Below are 15,160 nucleotides of genomic sequence, written 5' to 3' on the forward strand. Positions count from 1 at the left end.
ATATTGAGCCGATTCGCATGACCGCTATGGTCGTAAGAGGGGCCATGAAGCCGCCCCGAAAAGGGAGGATCATGGCGGGGCGAATTATCACTGGTTTGTTCCGTCCGGCAATCGGGGTCCCGCTGGTGGCGACAATTGTCGCGGCTGCCGAGCTTCTTGTTGCAAACCGCAAGTTCGGTGTCTTCACCGGCGGTTTCGGGCAGTCGAGTGCGGTCGACACCCCCGGCGAGATCGCCCTCTTCGCTCTGGGCTTCGTGCTTGCCCAGCTCGCCATCGCGCTGCTGGCATGGAAAATCGCGGCGAGGCTCGCGAGAGCCTCGGGCGCGCAGGCGACAGTGCTGCATTTCGCCTTTCTTTATGGCGGGATCAGCCTGCTCGTCCTCAGCCTGCAGTACCAATTGCATTCCTATTTCAGCGATGCGGTCAGCTTCGCTCTGCTCAAGCAATTGGGAGGGGGAAGTGCCACCGACGCGCTGCTCTTCGCCAAAAACGAAATTATGCTGGGGCTGGCTGCCCTTGCCGCCTTCCTTTTGGCATGGTGGGTCGCGGCCCGGTTGCTGCATCGGCTGACCGGGCCGCAGCCCGCGCTCGATGCCACCAGGTCCGGCTGGCATACGATCGCTGCCATATGGCTTTTGCTTGTAGGTGGGCTGTTCGTCATTCCGCGGATCGGCGGGGATGGGGCACGCGGGCTGGAGCGCATCATGGCCTGGCAGGCGCTGGGCGACCTGCTCTCGCTGGCGAGCGATTTCGATGGCGATGGCTATGGGCTGGCGGGGCGCGTGATCGACCCGCACCCCTTCGACGAAGCACGCCATCCACTTGCGCTGGACGTGCCCGGCAATGGCATCGACGAGGATGGATATGGCGGCGATCTCGCGCTCGTCCCCGTTCCCGGCACTCTTCCCGAAACGCCGTTGAGCGGCAAAAAACCGCATCTCGTCATCGTGGTGCTCGAAAGCACCCGGGCGGACGTGCTCGGAAAACAGATCGACGGGCAAGTGGTCGCCCCGAATCTTGCCCGGGTGACCGCGCAAGGCGGCGCCATCGCCCCCGCCTACAGCCATGTCGGCTTCACCACTGCCTCGCTCAAATCGCTTTTCGCCGGTAGTCTGGTCGTTCCTCCGGGCTCGCCGAGCCTGTTCCGCGAACTCGACCGGAGTGGCTATGAAATCGGCGTATTCTCGGGCCAGCCGGAAGATTTCGGCGGTATTTCGGAAGCGGTCGGAATGCGCGAGGTGGCCGATCATTTCGTCGATGCGGAACTGCTCAAGGAGCAGCGCGCCTTCAGCTTCGCCGCGCAAGGCTCGCTGCTGATCGACGAGAACATCGTGCTGGACCGGTTCGACGCTCTGCTGGGCGATCCCGCCATCTGGACGACGCCGCAATTCGTTTACTTCAACTTCCAGACCCCGCATTTCCCCTACCACCATGACGGGGTGCCCGAGCGCTTTGCGCGCCCGCCGCTGGAACGCGGCCAGATCGGAGCGGAGAACCGGGACGCGCTCCAGAGAACCTATTGGAACGCGGTGGCATACAGCGATGCCGCGCTCGGGCGTCTAATCGACCGGCTCCAGACGATGGGCGTATGGGACGAGACGGTCCTGGTGGTCACCGGCGATCATGGAGAGGCGCTGTTCGAAGAAGGGTTCCTGGGGCATGGCCACATCATCAACGATCGCCAGAACGCGACCTTTTTCGCCAGCAATCGGCCGCTGGCGGGCGTTTCCGCACCCATTTCGCTGAGCGATTACCGGCGGATCATCCTGCGGATGCTCGGGGCCGAGGTGCCGGAGGCACCGATTTTCGAGCCCTTCCTGCATATCGGCCCGCTCGAATCGCCCACCGCCATCGGCATGGCCGACCGGCAATTAGGCGTCATCTCGCTGAGACTCGACAGCGGCGCGGCCTGCGTGACCGCGCAGGGCCGATGCCGAAACTACGCGTCGCTCGATGGGGCCGAGCGCGAGGCATTCGATAGGCTGGTGGCGCGCTGGGGGTCCGAGCGCTGGGCCGCGCGGCGGCGGGAAGTACGGCCCGAAGCGGCCTCGTCGCAGCGCTTGAGATAGGCCCATAGCCCGCATTGCAGGCCAATCAGGATCAGGATCACCGGCTGATAGGCGATCCCCTGGAAGAGCGATCCGACCAAGTAAATGATCTGCGCCATCTGCAGGGCACTGGCGAGCGGCGCCTGCCAGCTCGCACCTTCACGCCCCCGCCAGCGGCGGCGGATCCTTTCCATTTGCCACAGCCCGCTGGCATGTAGCCACAGCCACAGGAACAGGCCCACCCAGCCCTGTTCGCCGAGCACTTCGAAGATCGACGAATGGAAAGCGCGCGCCTCGTCAACCACATCCCGATACTCGACCATGGTCGTGTTCGCGTTCTCCTCGACCTGCGGCAGGCGGTATTCGAACCGGTTTCCGCGATAGGAATCAAACCCCCCGCCCATCGGGTTCTCAAGTGCATAATTGTATGTCCACTGCCACACCGCAAGGCGGGTGGAGGCGGACTGGTCCTCCTCGTGGCCGGCAATAAGCCCCATACGCTCGTAATAGCTTTGCGGCAGGAACGGCGCGGCCATCAAGACCATCGCCGCACCGGCAGCGACGAAGGTCAGCCGCCGCTTGACGTCGCGCAGCAGCAACAGCGCAAGTACGGCGATACAAACAAGGCCGGTGCGCGCCTCGGTGCCGACCGGGGTCAGCAAGCAGGCGAAGATGAAGGCCCAGCCGAACAGCTTCACCCGCCAGTCTGGCGGAAAAACTCTCCCATGGTGCATGAACCACCAGATGATCGGGATGAGCCCGACCGCGACGGTGGACAGCGTCGAACTTTCATAGATGTTCGAATTGTCGTTCACGAAGAAATAGAGATTGCCGTACCCTCCGCCGCCCAGCACGGTCTTGAGGCTGGCGGAAATGATGATCGCCCCCGCAGTCAGCGTCACCACCAGCGTCGCGAGTTCGATCCTGAGCCGGGTGACCAGTGTGAAGGGCAGGAAAATCGCGAAGACCAGCGCACGCCAGACCCATTCCCATTTGGTGGCTGCCTCCACGGGGAAATCGGCCCATTGCAGCGTCAGGAAACACCAGCCGAGAAAAGCGACCATGATACCCTGGCGCAAGGTGAAGCGGATCTGCGATTTCGTGTCGGTCACCGCCCAGCCGACAAAGGCCAGGACGAAGGCGATGAGGGAGATCGGAAACAGCGGCGTCAGCGTCCAGCCGATCTTCTGCGGCGCGAGGATATCGATGTAGAGATAGGCCAGCACCCAGACGAAAGGGCGCCTGAGGCCGAGCGCGAAGAGCGCCATCACAAACAGGAACAGAGCAAGGTCAAGCATCGGAGGCTTGGCCCCGCTCGCGGCGCGCACGGCGAGCCGCGCGTTCTTTGGGCTTGCCCTCTGCAATTTCGGCACCGGGCGGATCCTCGCGATCGAGTTCATCGCGCGCAATCACGCGCAATATCCCGATGAGGATCAGCGCGTGAGTCAGTCCGAGGGCGAGGTAATCAATCACTATGGGGTGCTTTCTCGCATGACTGCCTAATGCAACGGGGTTGACGCGGCGTTAAGTGTACTGTGTCACATCGGCGAGCCCATGACCCGCATTCTGCATGTCCTCGACCATTCTCTGCCGCTACACAGTGGTTATACATTTCGCACGCGCGCAATCCTGAAAAGCCTGCGCGCTGCGGGTATGGAGGTTCGCGGGATTACCGGCGCGCGCCATTCGGAAGACGGTCCGCCGATCGAACAGGTCGAGGGGCTTACCTTCCACCGGGTTAGCCATATCCCGTCCGGCCCACCGGGTCTGCGCGAATGGCGCGAAATCGAATCGCTGCGAAAAGGTATCGAGAGAGTGGCCGCCGATTGGCGCCCCGACATTCTGCACGCCCATTCGCCCGCACTGTGCGGCATGGCGGGACTGCGGGCGGCGCGCCGACTGGGTTTGCCCTTCGTATATGAAATCCGCGCGTTCTGGGAAGATGCCGCTGTCGGCAACGGGACGGGACACGAAGGATCGCTCAAATACCGCCTCACCCGGTCGCTCGAGAACCGGGTGGTGGCCGGGGCCGATGCAGTCTTCACCATTTGCGCCGGCCTGCGCGACGATCTGGTGGCGCGCGGCCATGATGACGCCAAGATCGGCCTGTCGCCCAACGGCGTCGATCTCACCCTGTTCGGCGATGCCCCGCCGCGCGATGGCGCGCTGGCCGAATCAATCGGTATTGGCAGCGGACCGGTGATCGGCTTCATCGGCAGCTTCTACGACTATGAGGGGCTCGACGATCTGATCGCGGCCATGCCGCTGCTGCGCTCGCACCACCCGACTGCCCAATTGTTGCTGGTGGGTGGCGGACCGATGGACGAAGCGCTGCGGGCGCAGGCTGCAGCGTCTTCTGCCGGGGAGGCAATCGTCTTCACCGGACGCGTCCCGCACTCCGAAGTCGAGCGGTATTATTCGCTCGTCGACGTGCTCGCCTATCCGCGCAAAAAATCGCGTCTGACCGATCTGGTGACTCCGCTGAAACCGCTGGAAGCGATGGCGCAGCAGCGGATCGTCGCGGCGAGCGATGTCGGCGGACATCGCGAGCTGATCGAAGACGGGGTGACCGGCCTGCTGTTTCCGCCCGACGATCCTCCGGGGATTGCCTCATCGCTCGCGCGCTTCATCGACGAGAAATATCGCTGGCCGGGCATGCGAGAGGCCGGACGGCTCCATGTCGCCGCAAACCATGACTGGGCGCGGAACATCGATCGTTATCGGGCCGTTTACCAAGATCTGCTAGGAAACGAGTCTGTCGCGGCCGCCGGAGCCGCATTGAACGGGTGATTGAGTAAGCGATGACTGCCGCCAAACGCACTGCTCCGATCAGCAGCCACCCCGCTTTCAAATGGGGCGTGGCCGCGTGGTTCGCATTGCTGCTCGGCCTCGGCCTCTTCGTCATGCCCCCGGCCATCCACGCAGTGCTGGCCGAACGCATCGGTATCGCCGGTATTCTGAGCGATAGCACCGCGATCCGCGCGGCATTGTCGCTGATCGCCGCGGCGCTCGGCCTGCTTATCGGTCTTGTGCTTGCGATTCGCGTGGCGGCGATCAACGAAGCTTCGCGGGAGGACGACGACGACGAAAGGGATAGCGCCGGGATCTGGTTGCAGGATCGCGAAGACGAACAGGAAATCGAGACCGAGCCTGCCCCAGTCGCGGCCGCTGCCCCGCGCCGCCCCTTCAATCCGCGCGAGGACATCGGCGAGGAAGGGATTGGCATGGCCGGTCGGCAGATCGAGGATGAAAGCCCTGCGGAGCCGGAAGCCCCCGCCGAAAGCGGGGATACGCCTGGAATCGACCAGATCGATGGCAGGGCCGAGGACCGGTTTATCGCCGAGGACTGGGAAGAGCCCCTCCCCGAAACGGGTATCGAAACGGACATGGCGCCGGCTTGGGACGATTCGCGCGAAACCCCCGGCATAGCGGCGGAAGCGCCTTCGGACGCGCCGCTCCCCGAAGCTCGGGACACCGCAGCAATCGCAGACGCGGTCGGTTCCGAAGAGCAACCCCAGGATTTGGATACGCCGACAAAAGACACTGTGATGCCCGCCGCAATCGGCGATCTTCCCCTCGATGCGCTGACCGAACGGCTCGGCGCCGCGCTCGCCGCGCTGAAGACGGGACCGTATGCCCAGGCCCCGGACGAGGCCGATCCCGTTATTGCTTCCCTGCGCCGCGAAGCCGAGCGCGAGGCGCCTGGTCCGGTTCCATCCGAAAGCCCGAGCGATCCGCAGGCTGAACTGCGCAGCGCCCTCGACAAACTCAGCCGGGTGGGCAAGCCCGAATAACGCCCGCGCCGCAGGGGTCGGATTTCCGCTACGGAATCGTACCGAAAAGCGTAAATCTTGACGTCCGTGAAATTTTGCTACGCTTCTCGCAGTTGCAAAAAACCTTTCCTGTCGGCATGACGGGCCTTCGCGCAATTTTGCAGGTGCCGTGTTCGGCGCCGATCGACCTTGCTCCCGGCCGCCCCGCATAAAGCGAGGCCGGTTGGCGGGCACGAAGGAGGACGCTTCGCCCATGGGACGCACGCCGCCCCACACTATCACGGGTCTCTACGATCCGCAGAACGAACACGATGCCTGCGGTGTCGGCATGGTCGCGCATATCAAGGGTGCGAAAAACCATGCCATCGTCACCCAGGCGCTCGAAATTCTCGCCAATCTGGACCACCGCGGCGCGGTCGGCGCCGATCCGCTGCTGGGCGACGGGGCCGGAATCCTGTTGCAGATTCCTGATCCGCTCATCCGAAAATGGGCAGACGGTTGCGGCCACGATTTGCCGCAATCGGGCGATTATGCCGTGGCGATGTGTTTCCTCCCGCAGCAGGAGGAGGCCCGCGAATTTGTCGAACGGCAGCTCGAACGGTTCGCCGAAAAGGAAGGCCAGCGCGTCGTCGGCTGGCGCGATGTCCCGACCACGCTGGCCGGGCTGGGCAAGGCGGTGGTCGATTCGATGCCGGTCATTCGCCAATGCGTCATTGCCCGCGGGACGAACTGCCTCGACAACGATGCCTTCGAGCGCAAGCTCGTCGTCATCCGCAAGCAGACTCTGAATCCGCTGAAAGCGCTCGAGGCCAAGCATGGCATCGAAGGACTCAGCCAGGCCTATATACCGAGCTTTTCCAGCCGCACGGTGGTATATAAGGGCCTGCTGCTCGCCAATCAGGTCGGCAGTTTCTACGACGATCTGCGCGATCCCGATTGCGTTTCGGCGCTCGGCCTCGTCCATCAGCGTTTCAGCACCAACACCTTCCCCAGTTGGCGCCTCGCCCACCCCTATCGCTTCATGGCGCATAATGGCGAAATCAACACGGTTCGCGGCAATGTGAACTGGATGGAAGCGCGCCGCCGGACGATGGAAAGCGAGCTGCTCGGCTCGGACCTCGACAAGATGTGGCCGCTGATCCCGCATGGCCAGTCGGACACCGCCTGCCTCGACAATGCACTCGAACTGCTGCTCACCGGCGGCTACAGCCTCGCGCATGCGATGATGATGCTGATGCCCGAGGCATGGGCGAAAAACCCGCTGATGAGCCCGGAACGCCGTGCCTTTTACGAATATCATGCCGCGCTGATGGAGCCGTGGGACGGCCCGGCGGCGGTATGCTTCACCGATGGCCGCCAGATCGGCGCCTGCCTCGACCGTAACGGATTGCGCCCTGCCCGCTGGTGCACCACAAAGGACGATCTCGTCGTGCTCGCCTCGGAAAGCGGTGTCTTGCCGTTCGACGATGCCGACATCACGCGCAAATGGCGGCTCCAGCCGGGCCGCATGCTGCTGATCGACCTCGAAGAGGGGCGCATCGTCGAGGACGAGGAGCTCAAGGCCGATCTCGCCGCCGCCGACCCTTACGAAGCATGGCTGGCGAAGGCGCAATACAAGCTTGAGGACCTCGATCACATCGAACCCGAGCTGTCGGCCATTCCGGTTGCCGACACCTCGCTGCTCGAACGCCAGCAAGCCTTCGGCTACACGCAAGAAGACATTGCGCGGTTTCTCGAACCGATGGCGCGCGGCGGCGAGGACCCGATCGGATCGATGGGCACCGATACGCCGATCGCGGTGCTGTCGGACCGCAGCCGCTTGCTCTACGATTATTTCAAGCAGAACTTCGCGCAGGTGACCAACCCGCCGATCGACCCGATCCGCGAAGAGCTTGTGATGAGCCTGCTGTCGATGATCGGCCCGCGTCCGAATCTGCTCGGCCGCGATGGCGGTACGCACAAGCGCCTCGAAGTCTCGCAGCCGATTCTCACCAACGAGGATCTGGCCAAGATCCGGTCTGTCGAAGCGGCGCTGGACGGCGCCTTCCGCACCGCCACCATCGACATCACCTGGGATGCAAGCACCGGGGCCGACGGTCTCGCCATGGCGCTGAAGGAAATGTGCTGGGCCGCGACCGAAGCCGTGCTCGGCGATGCCAACATCCTGATCCTGTCCGACCGGGGCCAAGGCCCGGACCGCATCCCCATGCCCGCCCTGCTCGCCACCAGCGCAGTGCACCACCAGCTGGTGCGCCAGGGTCTGCGCATGCAGACCGGCCTCGTCATCGAAACCGGTGAAGCGCGCGAGGTGCACCATTTCTGCGCGCTGGCTGGATACGGGGCGGAAGGCATCAACCCCTATGTTGCGTTCGAAACGCTCGAGCATCTGCGCGCCGACCGCTTTCCAGATCTCGCTCCCGGCGATGTCGCACACAATTACGTCAAGGCGGTGGGCAAGGGCATCCTCAAGGTGATGTCCAAGATGGGTATTTCGACCTACCAATCTTATTGCGGCGCGCAGATCTTCGATGCGGTCGGCCTCAATTCCGAATTCATCGACGCCTATTTCGCCGGCACGGCGACCACGATCGAGGGCATCGGCCTCAAGGAAGTGGCGCAGGAAGCGGTGCTGCGTCACGCGCAGGCCTATGGCGACAATCCGCTATACGAGGGCATGCTGGATGCGGGCGGGATCTATCAGTACCGCTTGCGCGGCGAAGCCCATGCCTGGACCCCGCAATCGGTCGCGCAATTGCAACATGCGGTGCGCGGCAACGATGCGAAGAACTACGCCGAATTCGCGGCCAGCGTGAACGAGCAGTCGGAGCGCCTGTTGACGATCCGCGGGTTGATGGAACTGCAACCGGCCGATCAGCCGCTGAGCCTCGACGAGGTCGAACCGGCGGTCGAGATCGTCAAGCGTTTCAGCACCGGCGCCATGAGCTTCGGCTCGATCAGCCATGAAGCGCATTCGACGCTGGCCATCGCGATGAACCGCCTGGGCGGCCGCTCGAACACCGGCGAAGGCGGCGAAGAGCCCGAACGCTTCCGCCCGCTCGATAATGGCGATTCGATGCGTAGCCGGATCAAACAGGTCGCCAGCGGCCGGTTCGGCGTGACCACCGAGTATTTGGTCAATTCGGACGATATCCAGATCAAGATGGCGCAGGGCGCGAAGCCCGGAGAAGGCGGCCAGCTTCCCGGCCACAAGGTCGACAAGCGTATCGGCAAGGTGCGCCATTCGACCCCGGGCGTGGGCCTCATCAGCCCGCCGCCGCACCACGATATCTATTCGATCGAAGATCTCGCCCAGCTCATTCACGACCTCAAGAACGTGCAGCCCAAAAGCCGTATCTCGGTGAAACTGGTGAGCGAAGTCGGCGTCGGCACGGTCGCCGCGGGCGTATCCAAGTGCAAGGCCGATCATGTCACGATTTCCGGCTATGAAGGCGGCACGGGCGCGAGCCCGCTGACCAGCCTCACCCACGCCGGCTCCCCGTGGGAAATCGGCCTGGCCGAAACCCAGCAGACGCTGCTGCTCAACGATCTGCGCAGCCGCATCGCGGTGCAGGTCGATGGCGGCCTGCGCACCGGGCGCGACGTCGCCATCGGGGCGCTGCTGGGCGCGGACGAATTCGGCTTCGCCACCGCTCCGCTGATCGCGGCAGGCTGCATCATGATGCGCAAGTGCCATCTCAACACTTGCCCGGTAGGCGTGGCGACGCAGGACCCGGTGCTGCGCAAGCGCTTCGTCGGCACACCCGAGCATGTCATCAACTACTTCTTCTTCGTCGCCGAAGAGCTGCGCCAGATCATGGCCGAAATGGGCTTCCGCACGGTCGAGGAAATGGTCGGCCGGGTCGACCGGATCGACATGCGCCGCGTGGAACGTCACTGGAAGGCGCATGGCGTCGATCTGAAGCGCATCCTCCACGCCGTCCCGATCGAGGAAGGCAAGGCGCTGTTCCACACCGATACGCAAGACCACGGACTGGCGGCGGCGCTGGATGTCGAGCTGATCGAAGCCTGCAAGCCCGCGATCGAAAGCGGCCAGGCGGTCCAGCTCACCCGGACCATCCGCAACGTGAACCGCACCGTCGGCACCATGTTGTCGGGCAGGATCGCGGAGGCGCATGGGCATGCGGGTCTCGCGCCCGACACCATCCGGATCGATTTCACCGGGGTCGCCGGCCAGAGCTTCGGCGCCTGGCTCGCGCACGGGGTGACGATCAGCCTGACCGGCGATGCCAACGACTATGTCGGCAAGGGCCTGTCGGGCGGCCGGATCATCGTGCGCCAACCGGACGCGGCTCCGCGCGCGCCGGGCGACAATATCATCGTCGGCAACACCGTGCTGTATGGTGCGATCGCGGGCGAGGCTTATTTCCAAGGCGTTGCGGGCGAGCGTTTCGGCGTGCGCAATTCGGGCGCAATCGCCGTGGTCGAGGGCACTGGCGATCACGGATGCGAATACATGACCGGCGGCGTGGTCTGCGTGCTCGGCGCCACGGGGCGTAACTTCGCCGCCGGGATGAGCGGCGGTATCGCCTATGTCTACGATCCCGAGCGGCGCTTTGAAAAGCTGTGCAACCATGCGCAGGTCGATGTGATCGATGTTCAACCGGGCGATGGCGAGCGCGCCGACAAGAGCTGGGGCACACCGCAGCAGCGGCCCGTCTCGGTCGAGAATAACGGCATGGGCGATCCGCTTTACCACGATGCCGAACGGCTCAGGATTCTTGTCGAGCGGCACCTGCTCCATACCGGTTCGGCCCAGGCCAAGGCGCTGCTCGACGACTGGACGAACGAGCTCAAGCACTTCCGCAAAGTGATGCCGCGCGATTACGCCCGCGCACTGAAGGCACTCGAAGACGAACGCGAACAGGCGGCGATGGAAGCGGCGGAATGAGCGACATCAACCTATTCCGTCCTTCCCGCAACGGCGGGAATCCCGTATCTTTTTTCAACTTTCCCGCAAAGCCTGGCGGGACCCCCGCCTGCGCGGGGGCTTCGGCCAAATCGGAGATTTGACCTCGTGGGCAAGGAAACCGGCTTTCTCGAATATGAGCGCAAGGATCGCACCTATCGCGATCCCGAAGAGCGGCTGACGCATTATAATGAGTTCGTAGTTCCGTTGTCGGAAGACCAACTGCGGACGCAGGCGGCCCGGTGCATGAATTGCGGCATCCCCTATTGTCACACCGGCTGCCCGGTGAACAACATCATTCCGGACTGGAACCACCTGGTTTATGAAGACGATTGGAAGAATGCGCTCGAAGTGCTGCATTCGACCAACAACTTCCCCGAATTTACCGGCCGCGTATGCCCCGCCCCATGCGAGGCGGCCTGCACACTGAACCTCATCGATTCGCCGGTCACCATCAAGTCGATCGAGTGCGCGATCATCGACCGCGGCTTCAAGGAAGGCTGGGTCAAGCCGCAGCTTCCCGAAAAGCGCACCGGCAAATCGGTCGCAGTGATCGGCAGCGGCCCGGCGGGCCTCGCCTGCGCCCAGCAACTTGCGCGGGCCGGCCATGCCGTGACCGTGTTTGAAAAGGCCGACCGGATCGGCGGGCTGCTTCGCTACGGCATTCCCGACTTCAAGATGGAAAAGCACCTGATCAACCGCCGCGCGGTGCAGATGGAAGCCGAAGGCGTCCAGTTCCGCACATCGAGCGAAGTCGGCGTCGAGGTCAGCTTTCAGGCCCTGCAGGAAAATTTCGATGCCGTGGTCCTGGCTGGCGGCGCGGAAGAAGCGCGCATGCTCGACATTCCGGGTTCGGAACTCGATGGTGTGCGGCTGGCGATGGAATTCCTCACCCAGCAGAACAAGCGCAATGCGGGCGACGACGAAGTGCGCGCCGCGCCGCGCGGCAGCCTGACGGCTACGGGCAAGCATGTGATCGTGATTGGCGGCGGCGATACCGGCAGCGACTGTGTCGGCACGTCCAACCGCCAGGGTGCTGCCAGCGTCACCCAGCTCGAAATCATGCCCAAGCCGCCTGAAAAGGAAGACAAGGCGCTGACCTGGCCCGACTGGCCGCTGAAACTGCGCACATCGTCCAGCCACGAGGAGGGCGTCGAGCGCGACTGGGCGGTGCTGACCAAGCGCGTGGTCGAGGAAAACGGCGATGTCGCGGGTCTCGAATGCGTACGGGTCGAGTGGAAGGATGGCCGCATGCAGGAGATCGAAGGCAGCGAATTCACGCTCAAGGCCGACCTCATCCTGCTGGCGATGGGCTTCACCGGTCCCAAGCGGCGCGGCCTGCTCGACCGGGCGGGCGTCGACCTCGACACCCGCGGCAATGTCGCGGCGGACACCGACTGGTATCTCACCAGCGAGGCGAACGTGTTTTCCTGCGGCGACATGCGGCGCGGGCAGAGCCTCGTCGTCTGGGCGATCCGCGAGGGGCGCCAATGCGCTCATGCCGTCGACAAGGCACTGATGGGCGAAAGCGCACTGCCACGCTGAGGCTCGCTTGGCGGATTACCTGATCACTGGCTGTTCTGGTGGCGGAAAATCGACTCTGATAGCCGAACTGGCGGATCGCGGATTTCGCATTGTAACCGAGCCCGGCCGTCGACTGATTGCCGACGGGATCACACCTTGGGACGACCTATGCGGTTTCCTCTTGGCGGCGGTGGACACGGCCCGGGCGGACCTGGAGGTCCATCGCTCGACACGCGAACCAGTGTTCTACGATCGCGGGCTGATCGATGCACTGGCGGGTCTCGAGCGACTGGGTGCGGGAAGCGTTATGGATATGTTGGGCAGTGGGCGGCCGTATGAAGGCCTCGTCTTCATTGCCCCGGCCTGGCCGGAAATCTACGCGACCGACACCGATAGGCGGCATGCATTCGACGAGGCGGTTGAGGAACATCGCCACTTGGCAAAGCTACTGCCCGCATTGGGCTACCGGCCGGTCGAACTTCCCCGAACATCGGTGGCCGAGCGCGCCGCTCTTGTGCTGAACGCCCTCGGCATCTGATATTCGGCAGCCTGCGACATCGAGCCCCTGCCGGACCCTATAACCCGCGCAGGCGACGGCTGGTGTTCGAATGTTGCCGGATTGCGCGGACTTCACCTACGCGATCGCGCTCGAACAGCACCTCATCGCGTTCTTCGCCCTTGTCGGTCACGACACGAAAGCGATCACCACCCAGCGGCTTGAGCCGCCACATACGCCTGGCCGGCTCACCGGAATCGGGATCGAGCCAGGTCAGTCCGCCCGCCCAGGGAATCAACATATAATCCGAATCCCACGGCTGCCCGCTATAGACGCCTGCATATTCGCCGAGGTCCACGCCAGCGACCGGATCGAACGGCTTGGCTTCGCCGCGTGCCTTGACCAGCGCCGCAATGCCGCGCGCCAGCAAGCCCGGATCGTCCATCGCATTCATGGCGACCGCAACGCCCATTTCTTCCTTGGGCGCTATCATCAGCGCGCTGCGATAGCCTGGACAACTGCCACCGTGGCCGACCACCGTCGTGCCGTTTTCCTGCCGGACCGAAAAACCCAGCCCCCAACTCGTTTCCCAATCGGGCGAAATGTAATGCACCCGCTGCATTTCGCGCAGGGTCGAGGCGCGCAGCACTTCGCGCTCGCCGGTTTTCGCCAGCCGCATGGTCCACCGGGCGAATTTCGCCAGATCGGCCACACTGGCGCTGAACCCTGCCGCCGGAGTGATCCCGGCGGGATCGAACAGTTTGACCTCCGGGCGCGTGCCGTCCGCCTCGAGCGCCCCCCAGCCCACTGCGAGCTGCTGGCCATGGAGTTCGGCGGGGATGCCGGGTCTTGTGTTCTTTAGACCGAGCGGATCGAGAATATTCGTTGTCACATAATCGGCGAAGGGTTCGCGGCTCACCGCTTCGACCGTTTCACCCACAAGGGCGAGGCCGAGATTCGAATATTGCCAGGTGGTCGCAGCCGGATAGAGCGGCGATTGGCTGGGAACCTTCGCCCGGATCTGATCCTGCGTGGGAAAAGGGAAATCGGGTCCGGTCCAATAGGGAAAGTCCGATTCACGTGGGAGGCCCGCCGAATGGGTCAACAGCCCGCGCAGCGTCACCGGCACGCTCTCGCGCGGATCGTCGGCAAGCTGCGCCCAAGGCAGATAGTCCGCCACAGGGGTGTCGAGCGCGACCCGGCCCGCTTCCCATTGCTGCATCAGCGCAACCGCCGTGAAAAGCTTGGATATCGAGCAGATCGAATAGATCGTATCGGGCGTGGCAGGCATGGTCTGCGCGCGGTCGGTCGTCCCGAAGCCCTGCGCCCAGACAGTTTCGTCCCCGCGTGCCACCGCTGCCGAAATCGCCGGAATCTTACGATATTGCCGCTGACCCTCGATCCAGAGATCGGCCGCCCGCATCGCCTCGGCCAGTGCGGCCTGCTTCGCCTCATCCCCTTCGGCACGCTGCTCTGAATGTGCGCTTTCGGTACCGGCATGGGCCGGAACCATCATGCCCATCACCGCCAAAGCCGCGCCCGCCCTGAAAATCGTCTTCATCGGAAAACCTTCCCCTCTCCCGCGCGAGACTGGCACATGAGGACAAGGTTGAAAAGCCGCCTGGCCACCGGTCGCACACCCGAGACAGGAAGCATTTTGCGGCAACGCTTATGCGCGAAGCATGGATGTCATAGCTGCCAGTCGATCGCGCCGCGTCCGTTTTCGACAAGGAAGGCGTTGGTCCGGCTGAAGGGTCTCGAACCGAAGAAGCCGCGATGCGCCGAAAGCGGGCTGGGATGCGGGCTTTCGATCACACAGTGCCGCCCGCCGCGAAGGCCCTCGATCCGTTTTGCCTTGGCCTGCGCATGGCTGCCCCACAGGATGAAGACGCTGGGCTCCGGCCTCGCCGCCACCGCCGCCACGCAAGCGTCGGTGATCGCATCCCAACCGCGCCCCGCATGGCTGCCCGCTCGCCCCGCCTCGACCGTCAGCGTGTTATTGAGCAGGAGCACGCCCTGCCTCGCCCATTTGCTCAGGTCGCCATGATCGGGCCGTGGCACCCCGAGATCGGCCTCGAGTTCCTTGTAGATATTGACCAGGCTTGGCGGGACCCTCACACCTTCGGGCACCGCGAAGCACAGCCCCATCGCCTGCCCCGGCCCGTGATAGGGGTCCTGCCCGAGGATCACCACCTTCACCGCGTCGAGCGGAGTCAGTTCGAGGGCCTTCAATCGGCGACCGCGCGGCGGATAGATCGCCTTGCCCGCCTGCTCTTCGGCGACCAGAAAGCCGCCCAGTTGCCGCGCCTGCGGGGCTGCCAAGACCGGATCGAGCACGGGCTGCCAGCTATCGGGGATGGTGTCGGTCATGGCACGATTGTAGCCGGGGCGG

At 64.0% G+C, this 15,160-nt stretch carries 9 protein-coding genes and 1 pseudogene; 6 read left to right on the top strand and 4 right to left on the bottom strand.

The window, feature by feature from the left end:
• Positions 1-704: 704 nt before the first annotated feature.
• A pseudogene (locus L5849_RS09125) lies at positions 705-1,655 on the top strand (sulfatase-like hydrolase/transferase); the annotation flags it as partial.
• Between the two features lie 284 nt (positions 1,656-1,939).
• Here the strand turns inward: L5849_RS09125 and L5849_RS09130 are convergent.
• Positions 1,940-3,346: a DUF5935 domain-containing protein gene (locus tag L5849_RS09130; RefSeq protein WP_236925330.1), complete on the bottom strand. Its 1,407-nt coding sequence runs from the start codon at positions 3,344-3,346 to the stop codon at positions 1,940-1,942.
• A complete protein-coding gene (locus tag L5849_RS09135) occupies positions 3,339-3,521 on the bottom strand; it encodes a hypothetical protein (RefSeq protein WP_115415398.1) in 183 nt (60 codons plus the stop codon). Before L5849_RS09135 ends, L5849_RS09130 begins: the two co-directional genes overlap by 8 nt.
• Positions 3,522-3,602: 81 nt before the next feature.
• Between L5849_RS09135 and L5849_RS09140 the strand changes: the two genes are divergently transcribed.
• The 5 genes from L5849_RS09140 to L5849_RS09160 all read left to right on the top strand — a co-directional run bounded on the left by L5849_RS09140 (position 3,603) and on the right by L5849_RS09160 (position 12,810).
• Positions 3,603-4,838: a TIGR04063 family PEP-CTERM/XrtA system glycosyltransferase gene (locus L5849_RS09140; RefSeq protein WP_236925331.1), complete on the top strand. Its 1,236-nt coding sequence runs from the start codon at positions 3,603-3,605 to the stop codon at positions 4,836-4,838.
• Positions 4,839-4,849: 11 nt separating this feature from the next.
• On the top strand, positions 4,850-5,842 hold the full coding sequence (locus tag L5849_RS09145) for a hypothetical protein (RefSeq protein ID WP_236925332.1): 993 nt from the start codon (positions 4,850-4,852) through the stop codon (positions 5,840-5,842).
• Positions 5,843-6,074: 232 nt separating this feature from the next.
• Positions 6,075-10,730, top strand: a complete 4,656-nt coding sequence (gltB, locus tag L5849_RS09150; RefSeq protein ID WP_236925333.1) for a glutamate synthase large subunit — start codon at positions 6,075-6,077, stop codon at positions 10,728-10,730.
• Between the two features lie 126 nt (positions 10,731-10,856).
• A complete protein-coding gene (locus L5849_RS09155) occupies positions 10,857-12,293 on the top strand; it encodes a glutamate synthase subunit beta (RefSeq protein WP_115415402.1) in 1,437 nt (478 codons plus the stop codon).
• A 7-nt stretch (positions 12,294-12,300) separates the two neighbouring features.
• Complete coding sequence (locus tag L5849_RS09160) at positions 12,301-12,810, top strand: AAA family ATPase (RefSeq protein WP_236925334.1); 510 nt, start codon at positions 12,301-12,303, stop codon at positions 12,808-12,810.
• A 37-nt stretch (positions 12,811-12,847) separates the two neighbouring features.
• On the opposite strand, the gene L5849_RS09165 is transcribed toward L5849_RS09160, so the two are convergent.
• Both L5849_RS09165 and ung read right to left on the bottom strand, forming a co-directional pair.
• A complete protein-coding gene (locus tag L5849_RS09165) occupies positions 12,848-14,329 on the bottom strand; it encodes a serine hydrolase (RefSeq protein ID WP_236925335.1) in 1,482 nt (493 codons plus the stop codon).
• 128 nt (positions 14,330-14,457) lie between these two features.
• Positions 14,458-15,138, bottom strand: a complete 681-nt coding sequence (gene ung / locus L5849_RS09170) for a uracil-DNA glycosylase (protein ID WP_236925336.1) — start codon at positions 15,136-15,138, stop codon at positions 14,458-14,460.
• Positions 15,139-15,160 lie beyond the last annotated feature (22 nt).

This window comes from Erythrobacter sp. SN021, assembly GCF_021864455.1.